17 protein-coding genes are annotated in these 16,784 nt (G+C 70.5%); 8 read left to right on the top strand and 9 right to left on the bottom strand.

Translation table 11 applies throughout. The annotated features are described in order from the left end of the window. Nucleotides 1-2: 2 nt before the first annotated feature. Nucleotides 3-140: a hypothetical protein gene (locus ACFY36_RS31810; protein ID WP_499749598.1), complete on the bottom strand. Its 138-nt coding sequence runs from the start codon at nt 138-140 to the stop codon at nt 3-5. Nucleotides 141-300: 160 nt separating this feature from the next. After that, nucleotides 301-1,341: a cellulose binding domain-containing protein gene (locus ACFY36_RS31805; protein ID WP_499749597.1), complete on the bottom strand. Its 1,041-nt coding sequence runs from the start codon at nt 1,339-1,341 to the stop codon at nt 301-303. 73 nt (nt 1,342-1,414) lie between these two features. Here ACFY36_RS31805 and ACFY36_RS31800 point away from each other — a divergent pair, with 73 nt between their 5' ends. Beyond that, on the top strand, nt 1,415-3,187 hold the full coding sequence (locus tag ACFY36_RS31800; protein WP_499749596.1) for a rhamnogalacturonan lyase: 1,773 nt from the start codon (nt 1,415-1,417) through the stop codon (nt 3,185-3,187). A 390-nt stretch (nt 3,188-3,577) separates the two neighbouring features. On the opposite strand, the gene ACFY36_RS31795 is transcribed toward ACFY36_RS31800, so the two are convergent. Continuing rightward, nucleotides 3,578-3,745: a hypothetical protein gene (locus tag ACFY36_RS31795; protein WP_499749595.1), complete on the bottom strand. Its 168-nt coding sequence runs from the start codon at nt 3,743-3,745 to the stop codon at nt 3,578-3,580. Nucleotides 3,746-3,888: 143 nt separating this feature from the next. On the opposite strand from ACFY36_RS31795, the gene ACFY36_RS31790 reads away from it, so the two are divergent. The 3 genes from ACFY36_RS31790 (at nt 3,889) to ACFY36_RS31780 (ending at nt 5,256) form a co-directional block, all read left to right on the top strand. Next, nucleotides 3,889-4,218: a hypothetical protein gene (locus tag ACFY36_RS31790; protein WP_499749594.1), complete on the top strand. Its 330-nt coding sequence runs from the start codon at nt 3,889-3,891 to the stop codon at nt 4,216-4,218. A gap of 9 nt (nt 4,219-4,227) precedes the next feature. Beyond that, on the top strand, nt 4,228-4,602 hold the full coding sequence (locus ACFY36_RS31785; protein ID WP_499749593.1) for a VOC family protein: 375 nt from the start codon (nt 4,228-4,230) through the stop codon (nt 4,600-4,602). Between the two features lie 69 nt (nt 4,603-4,671). Further along, complete coding sequence (locus ACFY36_RS31780) at nt 4,672-5,256, top strand: RICIN domain-containing protein (RefSeq protein WP_499749592.1); 585 nt, start codon at nt 4,672-4,674, stop codon at nt 5,254-5,256. Nucleotides 5,257-5,258: 2 nt separating this feature from the next. Here the strand turns inward: ACFY36_RS31780 and ACFY36_RS31775 are convergent, their stop codons facing one another. The 3 genes from ACFY36_RS31775 to ACFY36_RS31765 are packed head-to-tail and all read right to left on the bottom strand — an operon-like array spanning nt 5,259 to nt 9,177. Beyond that, nucleotides 5,259-6,605 (bottom strand): (Fe-S)-binding protein, encoded by a 1,347-nt coding sequence (locus ACFY36_RS31775; protein ID WP_499749591.1) that lies wholly within the window; start codon nt 6,603-6,605, stop codon nt 5,259-5,261. Next, on the bottom strand, nt 6,606-7,724 hold the full coding sequence (locus tag ACFY36_RS31770) for an FAD-binding oxidoreductase (RefSeq protein WP_499749590.1): 1,119 nt from the start codon (nt 7,722-7,724) through the stop codon (nt 6,606-6,608). Nucleotide 7,725: 1 nt separating this feature from the next. Further along, the gene (locus ACFY36_RS31765) at nt 7,726-9,177 is read right to left on the bottom strand and encodes an FAD-linked oxidase C-terminal domain-containing protein (protein WP_499749589.1); all 1,452 of its coding nucleotides are present in this window, start codon (nt 9,175-9,177) and stop codon (nt 7,726-7,728) included. Between the two features lie 62 nt (nt 9,178-9,239). Between ACFY36_RS31765 and ACFY36_RS31760 the strand changes: the two genes are divergently transcribed. Then, nucleotides 9,240-9,923, top strand: coding sequence for a hypothetical protein (locus ACFY36_RS31760; protein ID WP_499749588.1), 684 nt, complete (start codon nt 9,240-9,242; stop codon nt 9,921-9,923). A 121-nt stretch (nt 9,924-10,044) separates the two neighbouring features. Here ACFY36_RS31760 and ACFY36_RS31755 read toward each other — a convergent pair whose 3' ends face one another. Then, nucleotides 10,045-11,199 (bottom strand): cytochrome P450, encoded by a 1,155-nt coding sequence (locus tag ACFY36_RS31755; protein ID WP_499749860.1) that lies wholly within the window; start codon nt 11,197-11,199, stop codon nt 10,045-10,047. 286 nt (nt 11,200-11,485) lie between these two features. Between ACFY36_RS31755 and ACFY36_RS31750 the strand changes: the two genes are divergently transcribed. Further along, entirely contained in the window at nt 11,486-11,902 is a 417-nt protein-coding gene (locus tag ACFY36_RS31750) for a helix-turn-helix domain-containing protein (RefSeq protein WP_499749587.1), read from the top strand. Here ACFY36_RS31750 and ACFY36_RS31745 read toward each other — a convergent pair. Both ACFY36_RS31745 and ACFY36_RS31740 read right to left on the bottom strand, forming a co-directional pair. Next, nucleotides 11,841-12,884, bottom strand: coding sequence for an MAB_1171c family putative transporter (locus tag ACFY36_RS31745; RefSeq protein WP_499749586.1), 1,044 nt, complete (start codon nt 12,882-12,884; stop codon nt 11,841-11,843). The genes ACFY36_RS31750 and ACFY36_RS31745 overlap by 62 nt on opposite strands. Next, nucleotides 12,881-13,348 carry a hypothetical protein gene (locus ACFY36_RS31740; protein ID WP_498700136.1) on the bottom strand — a complete coding sequence of 156 codons (468 nt, stop codon included), beginning with the start codon at nt 13,346-13,348 and terminating at the stop codon, nt 12,881-12,883. The genes ACFY36_RS31745 and ACFY36_RS31740 overlap by 4 nt, the downstream gene beginning before the upstream one ends. Before the next feature lie 190 nt (nt 13,349-13,538). On the opposite strand from ACFY36_RS31740, the gene ppdK reads away from it, so the two are divergent. Then, nucleotides 13,539-16,220, top strand: a complete 2,682-nt coding sequence (gene ppdK / locus ACFY36_RS31735; protein ID WP_499749585.1) for a pyruvate, phosphate dikinase — start codon at nt 13,539-13,541, stop codon at nt 16,218-16,220. Nucleotides 16,221-16,366: 146 nt separating this feature from the next. Further along, nucleotides 16,367-16,774, top strand: a complete 408-nt coding sequence (locus tag ACFY36_RS31730; protein WP_499749584.1) for a VOC family protein — start codon at nt 16,367-16,369, stop codon at nt 16,772-16,774. The last annotated feature ends 10 nt before the right edge of the window (nt 16,775-16,784 follow it).

Genomic DNA, 16,784 nt, shown 5'->3' with positions numbered 1-16,784 from the left:
CCTCAAGCCACCCGCATGCTGTCGATCACCGCCGCCCGCAGGGCGGCCTGGTCGTCGCAGGGACGCGACTTCAGGCCCTCGGGCACGATCAGCGTGTGGAACAGCAGGGCGTTCGAGTCGAGCACCTGGAGCTGGACCACGCAGAGCGGCTTGCCGAGGACCTCGTCCCGCTCACCGGTCCGGCCTCCTCCCGCGGGGCGGGGACGCCCAGGTGCTCGGCCAGGACCCCGGTGTCGAGCGCCCCGCAGGCGTCGAAGTCCTTCCCGTAGCGCGCCTCGATCACCGCGACAAGCTACGGCATCAGCCGATGGCCCGTGCGACCTCCGGGTACCAGCGGTCGGCGATCTTCACGTTTCCGGCGTCGTTCGGGTGGACGCCGTCGTACGTGTCGGTACTGGTGTTGAAACCCGTCCACTGATCGACGACCGTGATCGGGGAGGCGGCGGTGGACAGGCCGGCGGCCCAGGCCGGGATCGCGGCGTTGAGGTTCACCACGCGCTGGCCGCATTCGGAGCAGTTGCTCGCGTTCATTCCGATGATCTGGGCGACCAGGATCTTCATGGCCGGGTTCTGGGCGCGCATCTGACCGACCAGCTTGGTGAACGCGGCGAGGATCGTGGCCGGCGAAAGGTTGTTCCAGACGTCGTTGGTGCCGAAGTGCATGAGCACCACGTCGGGGTCGGTGGCCGAGAGCCAGCCGACCAGCTGGTTCTGGTTGGCGACGTTGGTGGCCAGGAAGCCGCCGTGGCCCTCGTTCTCGCCGTCGTAGGCGAAGCCGCAGCCCTGCCCGGGCAGGGTGCCCACGAAGTCGACCTGATCGGCCGGCAGCTTCTGCCAGAGCAGGGCCCGCCAGCAGCCGGGCGAGCCCGTGATGGAGTCACCGAGAGCCATGATCTTCACCGGCTGATCTCCAGGCGGCGGGGTGGTCGGCGGGGTCGTCGGCGTCGTTCCGCCGTTGCAGGCCGTTCCGTTGAGCGCGAAGGCCGTGGGGGCGGCGCCCGAGCCCGATCCGTTGAAGCCGAACGACGTGGTGGCGTTGGTGGCGAGCGCGCCGTTCCACGAGGCGTTGCGGACGGTCACGTCGGCCCCGGACTGGGTCACCGAGCCGTTCCACAGTTGGGTGACCGTCTGTCCCGAGGGAAAGGCGAACGTCAGCGTCCACGAGGTCACCGGGTCGCCCAGGTTGGTGACGTCGACCGAGGCGCCGAACCCGCCCGGCCACTGCGCGGTCGTCCTATATTCGACCCGGCAGCCTACGGCGGCCGACGCGGGCGCGGCCGCGACCAGCGTGGCGGCGCCGATCAGCAGGCCGGCGATCAGGGCCGTACTCCATCTCCGCATGGCTTCTCCTTGACTCATCCATCGACACACGTCAATCTGGGAGCGCTCCCGAAGCTATCGAGAGGAGACTCCGGTGTCCAGCAGGGCAAAGATCGCGGCGGGCTTGGCCGTCCTCACCGCGGGCGCGGTGATCACGGTGGCGACCAGGGCCGAGGCCGCCGACGGACGGCAACGCGAACGGCTCGACCGCGGCCTGATCAGCGTCCGCTCCGGCAGCGGCAACCTGGTCAGCTGGCGGTGGCTGGCCACCGACCCGGCCGGCGTCGGGTTCAACCTCTACCGCGGCTCCACCAAGCTCAACTCCACGCCGATCACCGCGTCGACGAACTATCTGGACGCCGGCGCCGCCGCGTCCTCCTCGTACACGGTCCGCCCGGTCGTGAGCGGCGCCGAGCAGGCGGCCGAGGGCCCGAGCCTGACCTTCGGCAGCGGCTATCTCGACGTGCCGATCCAGAACCCGAACAGCTCGCTCTACGCGGCCAACGACGCCAGCGTCGGCGACCTCGACGGCGACGGCCGCCTCGACCTGGTGCTCAAGTGGGAGCCGCTCAACGCCAAGGACAACTCGCAGTCCGGCGTCACCGACCCGGTCTACATCGACGGATACCGCCTCGACGGCACCCGGCTGTGGCGGATCAACCTGGGCCGCAACATCCGGGCCGGGGCTCATTACACCCAGTTCCAGGTGTACGACTACGACGGTGACGGCGACGCCGAAGTGGCCATGAAGACGGCCGACGCCACGACCTCCGGCACCGGTCAGGTGATCGGCAACGCGAGCGCCGATCACCGCAACTCCAGCGGGTACGTCCTCAGCGGCCCCGAATACCTGACCGTGTTCGACGGCCGGAACGGCGCCGCCCTGTCGACCGTCGACTACGTGCCCCCGCGCGGCACGGTCTCCTCCTGGGGCGACTCGTACGGCAACCGGGTCGACCGCTTCCTGGCCGGCACCGCGTACCTCGACGGCGCCCGCCCCAGCCTGATCATGGCGCGCGGCTACTACACCCGTACGGTGATCGTGGCCTGGGACTTCCGCAACGGCACGCTGACCCGCCGGTGGACCTTCGACAGCAACAGCTCGACCAACCCGGGAACCGCCGGGCAGGGCAACCACCAGCTGTCGGTGGCCGACGTCGACGCCGACGGCCGCGACGAGATCGTCTACGGCTCGCTGGCCGTCGACGACAACGGCGCCCGGCTCTGGAACACCGGCCTCGGCCACGGCGACGCCCTGCACGTGGGCGACCTCAACCCGTCCCGGGCCGGCCTCGAGGTCTTCAAGGTCGACGAGGACGCCAGCAAGCCGTCGTCGTGGATGGCCGACGCCCGTACCGGCCAGATCCTGTGGAGCACTCCCGCCGGCGGCGACAACGGCCGCGGCGTCTCGGCCGACATCTGGTCCGGCAGCGCCGGCGCCGAGTCCTGGTCGTCACTGGCCGCAGGCGTCCGCAACCCGTCCGGCTCGGTCGTCTCGTCCCGCAAGCCGAGCTCGACGAACTTCGTCGTCTGGTGGGACGGCGACCCGGTCCGGGAGCTGCTCGACGGCACCCATATCGACAAGTACGGCACGTCGTCGGACACCCGCCTGCTGACGGCGTCGGGCGTGCACTCCAACAACGGCACCAAGTCGACCCCGTCCCTGTCCGGCGACATCCTGGGCGACTGGCGCGAGGAGGTCATCTGGCCGACGAGCAACAACACAGCCCTGCGCATCTACTCGACACCGGTCCCGACCGACCGCCGGGTGGTCACCCTCCTGCACGACATCCAGTACCGGGAGGCCCTGGCCTGGCAGAACACCGCCTACAACCAGCCACCACACCCGAGCTTCGCCATCCAGTGACCGTCACGACGCGCCCCGCTCGTCCACCACGGACGAGCGGGTCCGCGACCGGCCCCGGAGCCGGCCCTCGTCCTCGATGCCCTCCAGCTCCCGCGCGGCGCCGGCTTCGTCTCCCTGCGCTCCACCACGGCCGACAAGCTGGCAAGACCACGGAGCAGAGCATCGTCCGCACCTACCGCTACCGGTGAGGTCCGGCTTTTCTGACCAGGTCCTGGCCGTACCTCATGGGCTCGGCACCTGACGAGCGTGGGTCCTGGTCGGCCCGGCTCACCGTGCCGATTACGTGGGCGCCGCGGCTGGTCGGCGTGACGTCAGTGACTGGGCCTGGTCGTGACCCGCTCGTCGACGACGTATGAGCGGGTCCGGGACCGGTCCAGGAAGCGGGCCTCGTCATAGCTCGGTGACGACCTGGAAGTCACCGGCGTCGATGAAGTTGCGCTGACAACCCAGCGGAGCCGGCGCCAGGCTGAGGATCGGCGGCACATGGTGGTTCTCGTAGTAGTCGACCAGCTCGGCGAACCCGATCTCCCAGCAATGTTGTCTCCACTCCGAAATCAACGCGGGTCCCCTCGGCGGGTTCACCTGTGGCACGATCGGGCGGCCACCAGCCCTGGGAAGTGTCCGTGCCCCGCCGGCCGCCCGCTGCCGTTCGCGCCACCCTCCGGCGCCATCATCGCCGGTCTTCCCGCCGCCGGGTCGACGTGACCGGGCTCTCCGCGGCGGCGATGCGCCAGTTGCGCGCCCTTGATCGTGGCCAAGGGTGGCCGGACAACCGGGCTGCGGAGGCGATCCGCGTCTGGTGCGGGGCGCCTCGGGGCGGGGGCGTTCCGTGGCACGGCGACGACTACGACTGGCGTAACCCGGACGATCCGCGCGCGGTCATCGAGGTCGCGCTGCGGCGGTTGTCCCGCCGGGCCCGGCGTGAGCTCCGGGCGGTGATCGGGCCGGCCGACGATCGGCGCCGGCGGCTGTGGATCGCCGATCCGTTCGCGCCGCCGGAGCTGCCGTGGTGGCTGCGGACGTGGCGGTAGGTTGACGGCATGATCCTTCGCCACATCACCATCGACAGCTCGCAGCCGTACGAGCTCGCCCGCTTCTGGAGTGCGGTGACCGGCTGGCCCCTGTCGGACGAGGACCTGCCGGACGACGACGAGGTGCTGCTGGCCGCGCCCGAGCCGGTGCCGAGCCTGCTGTTCATCCGGGTGCCCGAGGCCAAGAGTGTCAAGAACCGGCTGCACATCGACTGGATGCCTGACGAGCGCACCCGCGACGAGGAGGTCGAGCGGCTGGTCGGCATCGGGGCCAAGCTCTACGAGGACCACCGGGCCGAGGGCGGTCTGGGCTGGGTCACCATGCAGGACCCGGAGGGCAACGAGTTCTGTGTGGAGCGCAGCACCAAGGAGCGGGATCTCTAGGGTCTTGATCGATCGGCTTCCATGCGGAACTATGTTTCGCACTGAGAAACCGAGAGAGGGGACTCGTCCATGCTCAGACGTATCACCATGCTCTTTTCCGCTGTCCTTCTATTGATCACCACGGCCTGGGCCCTGCCGGCCCAGGCCGTCGGCGTGTATAGCCGGGCCTTCACCAACGTGTTCCACAGCGACCAGGACAACCGCAGCATGTGTCTCTGGACCGAGGACAACCGCGCCGACGACCACAGCCCGTACCTCAAGAGCTGTGCGTCGTCGCCGAACAGCCTCGCCAAGTGGTGGCTGCACCAGAAGGTGGACAACTTCGGCGGCACCGGCAACCCGATGTGGGTGCTCCAGAGCCAGGGCACCTCGTCGACTTCCTGCCTGGAGGCGCACCCGAACGCCTCCCTGAGCTACAACCTGTCGCTCGGCACCTGCAACTGGGCCGGTGGCGGGAGCGACATCAACAAGCAATGGGAGGCCATCAAGCAGGCGAACGGGGCCTGGGTGATCAGAAGCGTCAGCGCCAAGCAGTACAACAAGAACCTGTGCATCGGCGCGTTCGGCGGGACCGCCATCGCGGTTCTTCTGCAGGAGTGCACCTTCGGCGCCAAACAGCAGTGGAACGCGGGTAACGCCACCCCGGTGTCGTAGGGCTAGAGGAACGACCGGCCCAGGCCGCGGATCGAGGCGTCCAGGACCTGGGCCGTGTGGGCCAGGGCGATCGTCCCGCCCTGGCGGCGGATCGCCGAGGCGACCTGCATGAGGCAACCGGGGTTGGCCGTCACGAGGAGGTCGGCCCCGGTGGCCAGCACGTTGGTGGCCTTGCGGTCGCCGAGCTCGGCCGCCGGCACGGGGTTGAGGATGTTCCAGACGCCGGCCGAGCCGCAGCAGATCTCCGGGTCCGCGATCTCGCGGACGGTCAGGCCGGGGATGCCCTTCAGCAGGGAGCGGGGCTGATTCCGTACGCCCTGGGCGTGCCCCAGATGGCAGGCGTCGTGGTAGGCCACCGTCAGCGGCAGCGGGTGACGTTCGGCCACCGGGCCGAGGTCGTGCAGGAGCTCGGCCAGGTCGCGGACCTTCGCGGTGAACGCGGCGGCCCGGGCCGCGTACGCCGGGTCGTCGGCCAGCAGGACGTCGTACTCCTTCAGCGACGAGCCGCAGCCGGCCGCGTTGACCACGAAGTAGTCCATGCCGCTGTGCTCGAACGTGTCGATGAGTTTGCGGGCGAACCGCTGCGCCTCCCGCTTGCGGCCGTTGTGCACGCTCAGCGCGCCGCAGCAGCCCTGCGAGGGCGGGATCAGCACGTCGCAGCCCTCGGCGGCCAGGACGCGGACGGTCGCGGAGTTGACCTCAGGGAAGAACGCGCCCTGAACACAACCGGTCAGCATGCCCACGACGGCCCGTCGCGTTCCGCGGGCCCGGACGAGGCGCGGCGGGGGTGGGACGCGCCGGGGGCGCGGGGCGAGCGCGTCGAGTGTGGCCAGCGTGGGCGAGAGCCGGGCCAGCAGCGGACCGAGCAGACCAGAGAGGCCGAGGCCCTTGTACGCGCGCAGCGGGCCTCGGAGAAGGCGCAGCCGCCGCCGGTACGGGAACACCGCGAAGATCGCCGACCGGAGAGCACGGTCGCGCGGCGAGCGGGTGTGCCGGCGCTCGATCTGGGCCCGCGTGTCCTCGATCAGCCGGTCGTACTGCACGCCGGACGGGCAAGCGGTCACGCACGACATGCAGCCCAGGCACCGATCGAAATGCGCCACCATCGAGTCGCTGAGCGGCTCGCCGTTCAGGCCCTGGTTCATCAGGTAGACGCGGCCGCGCGGCGAGTCGGCCTCGGCGCCCCACAGCGCGTACGTCGGGCAGGCCGGCAGGCAGAACCCGCAGTGCACGCAGTCGGCGACAAGGTCGGCCCGCGGCGGATGGTCGTCGTCGAAGGCGGCGGGACCGGCCACCGGTCCCAGCACGTCACGGGGTGGTTCGCCGGTGCCCCACGTGGCGTCGACCATTCAGATGCCTCCCACGAAGCGGCCGGGGGCGAAGCGCCGCGCCGGGTCGAACTGGTCCTTGATGCGGCGCATCAGCGCCAGCCCGGGCACCGGGCCCCACATGTCCAGGATGTCGCGCACGGGCGGCGGCGCGGTCAGCACGACCGCGTGCCCGCCGAGGGTCACGCACAGCGCCCGCAGCCGCTCCGCCTCGGTGATGTCGCGCGGCGCCGCGTAGAGCACGCCCGTACCGGCCGATCCGCGCACTCCGAAGCCCGGCGCGGCCAGCTCCGGCACCCGCGATTTCGGCACGGACAGCTTCATCCCGATCCCGTCCGCGGCCCACGGCGCCACACCCCACCAGGCCGGCGCCTCCTCGCTGATCTCGCCCCCGATGAGCTTCTCCACGGCCGAGGCTCTTTCCCGTACGCCGATGGCGGTGCCCTCGAGCAGGACGGCCAGCTCGCCGGAGGCCGAGTCGATCTCGAGCGCGCTCGGCACGACCTGCGCGCCCAGGACGGCCGCGGCCAGAGAGGCGGGTGCGGTCGTACGGACGTACGCCCTCGACGCCGGAAGCGGATGCAACCGGAAAGCGCACTCGGTGATCAGCCCGAGGGTTCCGTAGGAACCCGTGAAGAGCTTGCCCAGGTCGTATCCCGCGACGTTCTTGACCACCTTGCCGCCGGAACGGGCGACCTTGCCGTCCGGCCGCACGATCGTGATCCCGATGAGCAGGTCGCGGACCGTCCCGTAGTGCAGCCGCAGCGGCCCGCTGGTGTTCGCCGCGACCGTCCCGCCCACGGTCGAACCGGCCGGGCCGTCGAGCACGAGCCGCTGGTCGCCCAGCGACAGACCGGACAGCGGCGTCCCGGCCCGGACGACCGTGATCAGATCGCCCGCGGCGTGCTCGACGACCCCGGACAGCCGCGCCGTGTCGATGATCAGGTCGAGCCGGTCCGGCGGGGGAGCCCAGTGGATCTTCGTGCCGGCCCCGCGGACCACGACGGTGAGGTCGCTCGCGGCGGCGACCAGCGCCGCCGCCTCGGCGGTCGACGCGGGCGAGGCGACCAGGCGGGCCGGCACGCCGCCCACGTGGTCGTCGTCGGTGGCCGGCCGTGTCAGCTCGTCGAGGACGCCCACGTCAGAACACCTCGGCGTCGCCGAAGGCGTCGGCCGCCCGGTGGCGGCCCGGACGCTCCCCGCAGAGCCGGGGCGTCGGGAAGATCTTGCCGGGGTTGGCCAGGCCGTCCGGGTCGAACGCGCAGCGCAGCAGCTGCATGGTGTCCAGGTCGTCGTCGCCGAACATGCGCGGCATGTATTTCGCCTTGTCGGCGCCGACGCCGTGCTCCCCGGTGATCGAACCGCCGTACTCGATGCAGAGGTCGATGATCGCGCCCGAGGTGGCCTCGGCCCGCTCGGCCTCGCCCGGGACGCCGTCGTCGAACAGCACCAGCGGATGCAGGTTGCCGTCGCCGGCGTGGAAGACGTTGGCCACCCGCACGCCGTTCTTCGCCGCCAGGTCGTCGATCTTGCGCAGCACCTGCGGCAACGCGGTCCGCGGGATCACCCCGTCCTGCACGATGTAGTCCGGGCTGATCCGGCCCACCGCCGCGAACGCCGACTTGCGGCCCTTCCAGAACAGCGCCCGCTCCGCGTCGTCGGCCGCGATCCTGATCTCGAACGCCCCGCTCTGCTCGCACAGCCCTGTGACCTGCTCGAACTGCGCCTCGACCTCGGCCGACGGCCCGTCCAGCTCGACGATCAGCACCGCGCCCGCGCCCGCCGGATAGCCGCACGCCACCGCCGCCTCGGCCGCCTCGATGGCCAGCGCGTCCATCATCTCGATGGCCGCCGGCACCACCCCGGCCGCGATGATCGCGCTGGTCGCGGCCCCGGCCTGGTCGACGCCGGGGAACGCGGCCAGCAGCGTGCGCACCGACTCGGGCAGCCGGGTCAGGCGCACGGTCACCTCGGTCGCGATGCCCAGCGTGCCCTCGGAGCCGACGAACGCGCCGAGCAGGTCGTAACCGGGCGGGTCCTCGGCCCGGCCGCCGACGCGCACCAGGTCGCCGTCGGGGGCGACGAACTGCAGGCCGGTCACGTGGTTGGTGGTGAAGCCGTATTTGAGGCAGTGGGCGCCGCCCGAGTTCTCGGCCACGTTGCCGCCGATCGAGCAGATCTGCTGGCTCGACGGGTCGGGGGCGTAGTAGTAGCCGTGCGGCGACGCGGCCCGGGTCACCTGGAGGTTGATCACGCCGGGCTCGACCACCGCGCGCTCGTCCTCGGGGGCGACGTCGAGGACGCGGCGCATCTGCGCGGTCACGATCAGCACCCCGTCGGCGTGCGGGAGCGCCCCGCCGGACAGGCCGGTGCCCGAGCCGCGGGCCACGAACGGGGCCCGGGCGCCGACGCAGGCCCTGACCACGGCCGCGGTCTGCGCGGCGGTGTGCGGCAGCGCCACGATGGCCGGGACCACCCGGTAGTGGGCGAGGCCGTCGCACTCGTACGTCCGCAGCTCCTGCCGGTCGGTGATGACCTGGTCGGGGCCCAGCTCCGCCCGCAGCCGCCGGGCCAGCGCATCGAGGTCGGTCACCCCGACAACCTAACCCGGAGCGCCCGGATCCGTCACGGTATGTGTTCTGCGAAGATGGCCCGATGCTCGCTCGTATCGCCGCCCCCGCGCTCTGCGTCGTGCTCCTGGCCGCCGGCTGCTCGTCCGGCGACGACGACCCGGCCCCGGAGCCGACCGGCCTCATCGCCGCCACCACCATGCGCGGGGCCTTGCTGCAGGCGACCGACATCGGGCCGACGTGGGCCCCGCCCGCCACCGCCCCCGCCGCCGGCCAGTTGGTGAGCATCTGCGGCGGCACCTCCACGGCGCCTGAGGTCCCGCCGGGCGGCGAGGTCGTGGCCGCGTCCTTCGTGGACGAGGGGGAGAAGGGCGCGCAGACCCTCGACCAGAAGGCGCTGGTCTACGGCGACGCCACCGCGGCCAAGGCCGGCCAGGCGGCCCTGCGGGCGATCGCCGACGGCTGCAAGGCCGACGTGTCGGTGCCGGCGACCGTCACGAACGACAAGTCCGAGCCCGCGTACACCGAGACCGTCGAGATCAAGACGTTCAACGAGAGCGGCTGGGACGGCTTCGCGGTGATCCGCCACAAGAAGTACGAGCCGAAGCACCCCGGCACGGCCGACACCGCGGTCGCGGTGCTGACCAAGAGCAACGTGGTGCTCGTCGATGCGTACGCGATCTATCAGCTGAACAACGCCAGCACGTCACCCAACTTCGCCGGCGACTGGCAGAAGCTGGTCGGATCGGTTGTGCAGCGCGTCGGCTGAACCTCAAAGCCGGCTGTGAATGCGGCGCCCGGGATGGACAGCCCGCCGGAGAAGGTCTAATGTTCCGAGTGCGCCGTTGTGAGTTCTTCCCCCGTGGAATTCACAGCGGCGCCCTTATTTTTTACTTTGTCGTGACCGGCAGCTTCGTATAACCCCGCAGCGTCAGGCTGTCGCGCCGCTCGGCGCCCTCGGCGCGTGCCAGTTTCGGCAGCCGGCGCATCAACGCCGGGAAGGCGACCTGAGCCTCCAGCCGGGCCAGCGGAGCGCCCAGGCAATAGTGGATGCCGCCGCCGAACGAGAGCGGCGCGTTGTCCGTACGCCGCAGGTCGAGCCGGTCGGGGTAGGCGAACCGCTCCGGATCACGGTTGCCGCCGCCCAGATAGGCGACCAGGCGGTCACCGGGCTCGATCGGCACGCCGGCGATCGTGGTGGCGTCCCACGCGACCCGGCCCAGCAGCTGCACCGGTGAATCGAAGCGCAGCAGCTCCTCGGCCGCGGCCTCGGCGTCCTCCTGGAGAGCGGGGATCTGATCGGGGTGGTCGAGCAGCGCCACCAGGCCGTTGGCCAGCAGGTTGGTGGTCGTCTCGAAACCGGCCGCGAACAGCAGCGCGGCCATCGTGAGCAGCTCGTCCTCGGTGAGGCGGTCGCCCTCCTCCTCGGCGCTGACCAGGGCGCTCAGCAGATCGTCCTGCGGATCCCTCCGGCGCTCGGCGGCCAGCCCGGTCAGGTAGTCCCGCATGATCTTCGCGGCCGGGTCGGCCTTCTCCAGGACCTCGGGCGTGATGATGTCGAGCACCTGCGACCAGTCGCGGACCAGCGTCTGGAACTGCGCCCGGTCCTGTTTCGGCACGCCGAGCAGCTCGCCGATGACGTTGGCCGGCAGCGGGAAGGCGAACGCCGACACGAAGTCGGCCTCGCCGCTGCCGGCCAGGTCGTCCAGGAGGTCGCTCACCATGGCCTCGACCGCCGGCCGCAGCTCCTGCACGCGGCGCGCGGTGAAACGTGAGCTGACGAGCCGCCGCAGCCGGGTGTGGTCGGGCGGGTTCTGCGCGATCATGCTGGTGAAGAACTGCTGCAGGGCCGGGTGGTCGGCCCAGTCGGGGAAGCCGACGAAGGCCAGCATGTGCGCCGGCATGTGGCCGAGCTTGGGGTCGCGGGCGACCGCGGCGCAGTCGGCGTGACGGGTCACCACCAGCGCGTTGTCGCCGGCCCGGACCATCGGGGAGATCTCGCGGAGCCGGGCGTACCGGGGATAGGGATCCTCCCGGCCGACCATCGTGGTGAGCTCGGTGAGCAGGGTGAAGACTTCCGGACTCTCGACAACGGACGTCACGGCGGACTCCTCTCGACGCATCGATATGTGCCGAAGCCTAGCGAGCGGGTGCGACAGAAAGGGCTTGAGTGGGCCGGTGGCCTGGCATACGGTGGTGCGGGCTCATCAACCACAGTTTATGGCGTCCTGCATCGGGGGATGTGCATGGGCCGGCGCGTCCGGTCCCTGCTCATGGACGCCGTTCGCTGTATGGTGGGCACCTCATCTTGTCCCGGGGGAGGAGGGCGTGGTGGGCGCCTTCTCCATCGCCGAGAAACTCGACCGCCTGTTCCGCTCGGTGCGCCCGGCGGGGCAGGGCGAGCCGAGCTACATGGCCGTGGCCGAGGCGATCCGGGCCGATCAGGGCGTGCCGATCTCCCACACGTACATCTGGCAGCTGCGCACCGGGCGCCGCGGAAATCCGACGATCCAGCATCTGACCGCGCTGGCCACCTATTTCGGGGTGCCGGTGGCGTACTTTCTGGACGATGAGCAGGCGGCCCGGGTCGACGGTCAGCTCGAGCTGCTGCGGACCCTGCACGACGCCGGGGTCACCGAGATCGCGTTGCGGGCGGCCGATGTGTCGCCGCGCGGGCGCGACACGATCAGCGAGCTGATCCGGAAGGTGTGGGAGTCCGAGCGCCGGCCCGGCGAAACTCCCGGCTGACGCCGCCGAGCCACGCCACCTCGTCGGCCAGGGTCGCGCCGACCGGCGCCCACTCGGCCGAGCTTTCCGTGGGGGATTCGCCTGCGTTTCGGCGCTCCAAGGCCCGTACGACGGCCTCGGCCTCTGACCTCATGGTTTTCTCTCCCGTGGTCTCGAGGTAGGGGCGCAGGGCGAGCATGCCGTCCCTGATCTCGATGACCCGGCGGTAAAGGCGCAGGTGGATGTCGTCGACGCCGGCCAGCTCGACGATCGCGCGGCGCGGCGTGAAGAGGATGATCTCGGGGAAGGCGTCCCGCATGGCCTTCCACAAAGGCCTCAGAGCCAGGAGATTCCGGTACGCCGTCAGGGCGCTCCGGGCCCTCGGACTGGCCGCGATCATGCCGCCGGTGACGGTCAGCAGCACCGCGATCGTCTGTACCTGCTCGGCGATCGGCTCGGCCTCGCGCACCTCGTCGATGACCAGCGCGCTGATCCGGAAGAACGCGAAGACGGTGATCAGCGCCGTTCCCACCGCCATCAGCCGCAGCGCGAAGCGGGGCAGGCCGGGGTTCACCTGCCGGCTCGTCGACCAGAAGAGGGCGGTGGCATTGACCAGCACGTACGCCAGATAGGCCTCCAGAACGACCCAGTAAGCGACATGCCGGGTGGGTATGCGGGGCTCCGGCGCGGTCACGCCCGCGGTGAGGATGATCAGCGCGGCCAGGACGAGCGTGACCAGGATGGTCTGCCGGCGGTTGTCGCCGCGCCCGGTGACGAGGGCGACGAAGCGGAGCAGGAAGAAGGCGGCCAGCACACCGAACAGATGGGGGAGGGCGGGCTTCTGGGTCTCGGCCAGGATCGGGGCGAAGGCGAAGGTCTTGCCGAAGGTGACCGCGGCGAGGGAGGCCCACAGTGCCCGTTGCCGGCTGTCGCGAAATATGGTGGGAAATCGGACGACCGTCATGCCCCAGAGCAGGGCCAGCAGGATCGCCGAGAGGATCACTCCAGGCCCAGCGCCTTGGCGACGCGGCCCAGCGTCGTGCGCGGCGGCCTGGGGGAGCGGCCGCGGATCAGCGACGCCATCATCTCGGCCTCGCGCTCCTGCGCGTCGGAATATGCGGCCCGGCCCAGCACCCGGCCGACGGTCGCCGGGTCGAGGTCGGGGAACAGGCGGGCGAGCGAACCGTCGGCACCGGAATGTCCGCTGAGGATGTGAGCCAGCTCGTGCAGCACGATGTGCTCGGCGTGCAGCGGGGACGTGCCTGGATCGTAAAAGACGTGATCGGCTTCGGGGGTGCCGATCCACAGGCCGCAGGGCGCGTCCGCGCTGAGGCCGGGCACCGGCCGGCGGATCAGTGGACGGCCGCGCCGCTCCGCCACCTCGGCGCAGAACGTGTCCAGATCGAACGGGTCGGGCACGCGGACCCCGCGCAGGCGCGACTCGCATCGCCGCCGCAGGTTTTCCACCGTGGCCACGCTACTCGCCGTGGTCGCTGCGCGGAACTGCGCGGAGAAAGCGCTTACCGAACAGGAGGTGATGGTGGCCTGTGCAATACCCCACGGGACAGTTAACTATTCGGCGGATCTCTGCATAGCCTTACGAATCTCGGGGCAGAAACCAGTTCGGCCGCGGAATCGAAACCGGAGGTGACTGGCCATGGAGAAGTTCGTCTACGACTTCGCCGAGGGCAACAAGGATCTCAAGGATCTGCTCGGCGGTAAGGGTGCCAATCTCGCGGAGATGACGAACCTCGGCCTGCCCGTCCCGGCCGGCTTCACGATCACCACCGTGGCGTGTCAGCGGTACCTCGCCGACGGCGCTCACGTCGAGGGTCTTTCCTCCCAGATCGATGATCATCTGGCCGCGCTGGAGCGGGCCATGGGGCGGTCGTTGGGTGATCCCACTGATCCGCTGCTCGTATCGGTGCGTTCCGGGGCCAAGTTCTCCATGCCCGGCATGATGGAGACTGTCCTCAATGTCGGGCTCAACGACGAGTCGGTCGAGGGGTTGTCGCGGCAGGCGGGCGGCAACGACCGCTTCGCGTGGGACTCGTACCGGCGCCTCATCCAGATGTTCGGCAAGACGGTGTGCGACGTTCCGGGCCACGAGTTCGAGGACGCGCTGCACGACGCGAAGGTGCGCAAGGGCGTCAAGGACGACGTCCAGCTCGACGCCGACGATCTCAAGGCGCTCGTCACGGCGTACAAGAAAGTCTTCTCCAAACACACCGGGCACGAATTCCCGCAGAGCCCCCGCGAACAGATGGATCTGGCCATCGCGGCCGTGTTCCGCTCGTGGAACGCGGACCGGGCCGTGCTCTACCGGCGGCAGGAGCGCATTCCGGCCGACCTGGGCACGGCCGTCAATGTCGTGGCCATGGTCTTCGGTAATCTCGGCGCCGATTCCGGCACCGGCGTCGCATTCACGCGGGACCCGGCCACCGGCGAGAGCGGCATTTACGGCGACTACCTGCAGAACGCGCAGGGCGAGGACGTGGTCGCCGGCATCCGCAACACGGTGCCGTTGCAGGACCTCGAGAAGATCGACAAGAGGTCGTACGACGAGCTGCTCGCCATCATGGCCCGCCTCGAGGGGCACTACCACGATCTGTGCGACATCGAGTTCACGATCGAACGCGGCAAGCTGTGGATGCTGCAGACCCGCGTCGGCAAGCGGACGGCGGCGGCCGCCTTCACCATCGCGGCCCAGCTCGTGGACGAGGGCATGATCAACCTGGACGAGGCGCTCACCCGGGTCTCGGGCGGTCAGCTGGGCCAGCTGATGTTCCCCCGGTTCGACCTGTCGGGCTCGCCGTCGGCGATCACCCGCGGTGTCGGCGCGTCACCGGGAGCGGCCTCGGGCGAGGTCGTCTTCACGGCGGCGGCCGCGGTCGCGGCGGCTGCCGAGGGCAAATCGGTCATTCTCGTACGCCGGGAGACGAACCCCGACGACCTGCCCGGCATGATCGCGGCGCAGGGCATCCTGACCTCCCGCGGCGGCAAGACCTCCCACGCGGCGGTGGTGGCCCGCGGCATGGGCAAGACGTGCGTGTGCGGCGCCGACGAGATGGAGGTCGGCCGCGACCAGTTCACGGTGAACGGCCAGGTCGTCCACGAGGGCGACACGGTGTCGATCGACGGCACGACCGGCCGGGTCTACCTGGGCGAGGTGCCGGTGCAGCCGTCCGAGGTGGTGCAGTACTTCGAGGGTGACCTCGACCCGGCCCTGGCCAACGAGCCGCTGGTGGCGGCGGTGCACCTGTTGATGACGCACGCGGATTCGGCGGCGAGCCTGGCCGTGCGGACGAACGCCGACACGGGGGCCGACGCGGCCCGGGCGCGCCGCTTCGGGGCCCGGGGCATCGGGCTGTGCCGCACCGAGCACATGTTCCTGGGCGACCGCCGCCCCCTGGTGGAGCGGTTGATCCTGGCCCGGACGGACGCCGAGCGCAACGACGCGCTGAGCGCGCTGCAGCCGTTGCAGCGGGCGGACTTCCTGGACATTTTCCGCGAGATGAACGGCCTGCCGGTGACGGTCCGGCTGATCGACCCGCCGCTGCACGAGTTCCTGCCGTCCTTGGAGGACCTGGCGGTGCAGGTGGCGGTGGCGAAGGAGCGCGGCGAGGAGGCCGAGCACGACGAGCGGATGCTGGCGGCGGTGCGGCGCATGCACGAGTCGAACCCGATGCTGGGCCTGCGCGGCGTCCGCCTCGGCCTGGTGATCCCCGGCTTGTTCGCGATGCAGGTGCGGGCGATCGCGGAGGCGGCGGTGGCGCTGGCGGGCGAGGGCGGCCACCCCCGCCCGGAGATCATGGTGCCGCTGGTCGGCGCGGTCCAGGAACTGGAGACGGTCCGGGCCGAAGCCGAGAGGATCATCGCGGAGGTGGTCGGCTCCTCGGGCGTCGAGGTCCTGATCGGCACGATGATCGAGGTGCCGAGGGCGGCGCTGACGGCCGGCCAGATCGCGGAGGCGGCCGAGTTCTTCTCGTTCGGCACGAACGACCTGACCCAGATGGGCTGGGGTTTCTCCCGCGACGACGTGGAGGGCGCGTTCTTCTGGCGCTACCTGGAGCTGGGCATCTTCGGCATCTCCCCGTTCGAGTCGATCGACCGCGACGGCGTGGGCCGCCTGGTCCGCATCGCCGCCGACGAGGGCCGGGCGACCCGTCCCGGCCTGAAGCTGGGCGTCTGCGGCGAGCACGGCGGCGACCCGGAGTCGGTGCACTTCTTCCACGAGGTGGGCCTCGACTACGTGTCCTGCTCCCCGTTCCGCGTGCCGATCGCCCGCCTGGAGGCCGGCCGCGCGGCGATCTCATCGACCGGTTCCGATCACCGCTGACCCGTTCCCTCTTTCGGCCCCGGTCGCTCACCCGAGCCGCCGGGGCCTCGTCACGACCGGGTACATCTCACTCTTCCGGCTGATGTCCGCCGAAGGTGAGGTCTAGCGTCAGCCGGGACAGGCCTTCACAGCCAAAGGAGTCCGCGATGGCATCCCGGCTCAACCCCTACCTGATCTTCGACGGCAAGACCCGAGAGGCGCTCGACTTCTACAAGTCCGTCTTCGGCGGCGACCTGACGGTCAACACGTACGGCGAGTTCGGCGCCCCCGACCCCACAACGGCGGACCGCATCATGCACGGCCGCTTGGAGACCCCGCAGGGCTACACCATCATGGGCGCCGACGCCCCGCCCGGCAGCACCACGACCCCCGGCAACACGATCGTCTGCAGCCTGTCCGGCGACACGGGCGAAGGCCTGGAGGACGTGTGGTCGAAGCTGGCCGACGGCGCCGAGATCGAGGTCCCCTTCGAGAAGCAGATGTGGGGCGACACGTTCGGCCAGCTGAAGGACAAGTACGGCATCCACTGGATGGTCAACGTGACATCCCAGTAGCCCGGCCCTT

It is taken from the genome of Actinoplanes sp. NPDC000266 (genome assembly GCF_042899005.1).
Classification (GTDB): Bacteria; Actinomycetota; Actinomycetes; order Mycobacteriales; family Micromonosporaceae; genus Actinoplanes.
This window is presented reverse-complemented; position numbering and strand designations above follow the sequence as displayed.

What these genes read in the sequence shown, in the direction of transcription:
- ACFY36_RS31805 (WP_499749597.1), bottom strand. Translation starts at nt 1,341, where the DNA reads ATGCGGAGATGGAGTACGGCCCTGATCGCCGGCCTGCTGATCGGCGCC.
- ACFY36_RS31785 (WP_499749593.1), top strand. Translation starts at nt 4,228, where the DNA reads ATGATCCTTCGCCACATCACCATCGACAGCTCGCAGCCGTACGAGCTC.
- ACFY36_RS31780 (WP_499749592.1), top strand. Translation starts at nt 4,672, where the DNA reads ATGCTCAGACGTATCACCATGCTCTTTTCCGCTGTCCTTCTATTGATC.
- ACFY36_RS31775 (WP_499749591.1), bottom strand. Translation starts at nt 6,605, where the DNA reads ATGGTCGACGCCACGTGGGGCACCGGCGAACCACCCCGTGACGTGCTG.
- ACFY36_RS31760 (WP_499749588.1), top strand. Translation starts at nt 9,240, where the DNA reads ATGCTCGCTCGTATCGCCGCCCCCGCGCTCTGCGTCGTGCTCCTGGCC.
- ACFY36_RS31755 (WP_499749860.1), bottom strand. Translation starts at nt 11,199, where the DNA reads ATGGTCGGCCGGGAGGATCCCTATCCCCGGTACGCCCGGCTCCGCGAG.
- ppdK (WP_499749585.1), top strand. Translation starts at nt 13,539, where the DNA reads ATGGAGAAGTTCGTCTACGACTTCGCCGAGGGCAACAAGGATCTCAAG.
- ACFY36_RS31730 (WP_499749584.1), top strand. Translation starts at nt 16,367, where the DNA reads ATGGCATCCCGGCTCAACCCCTACCTGATCTTCGACGGCAAGACCCGA.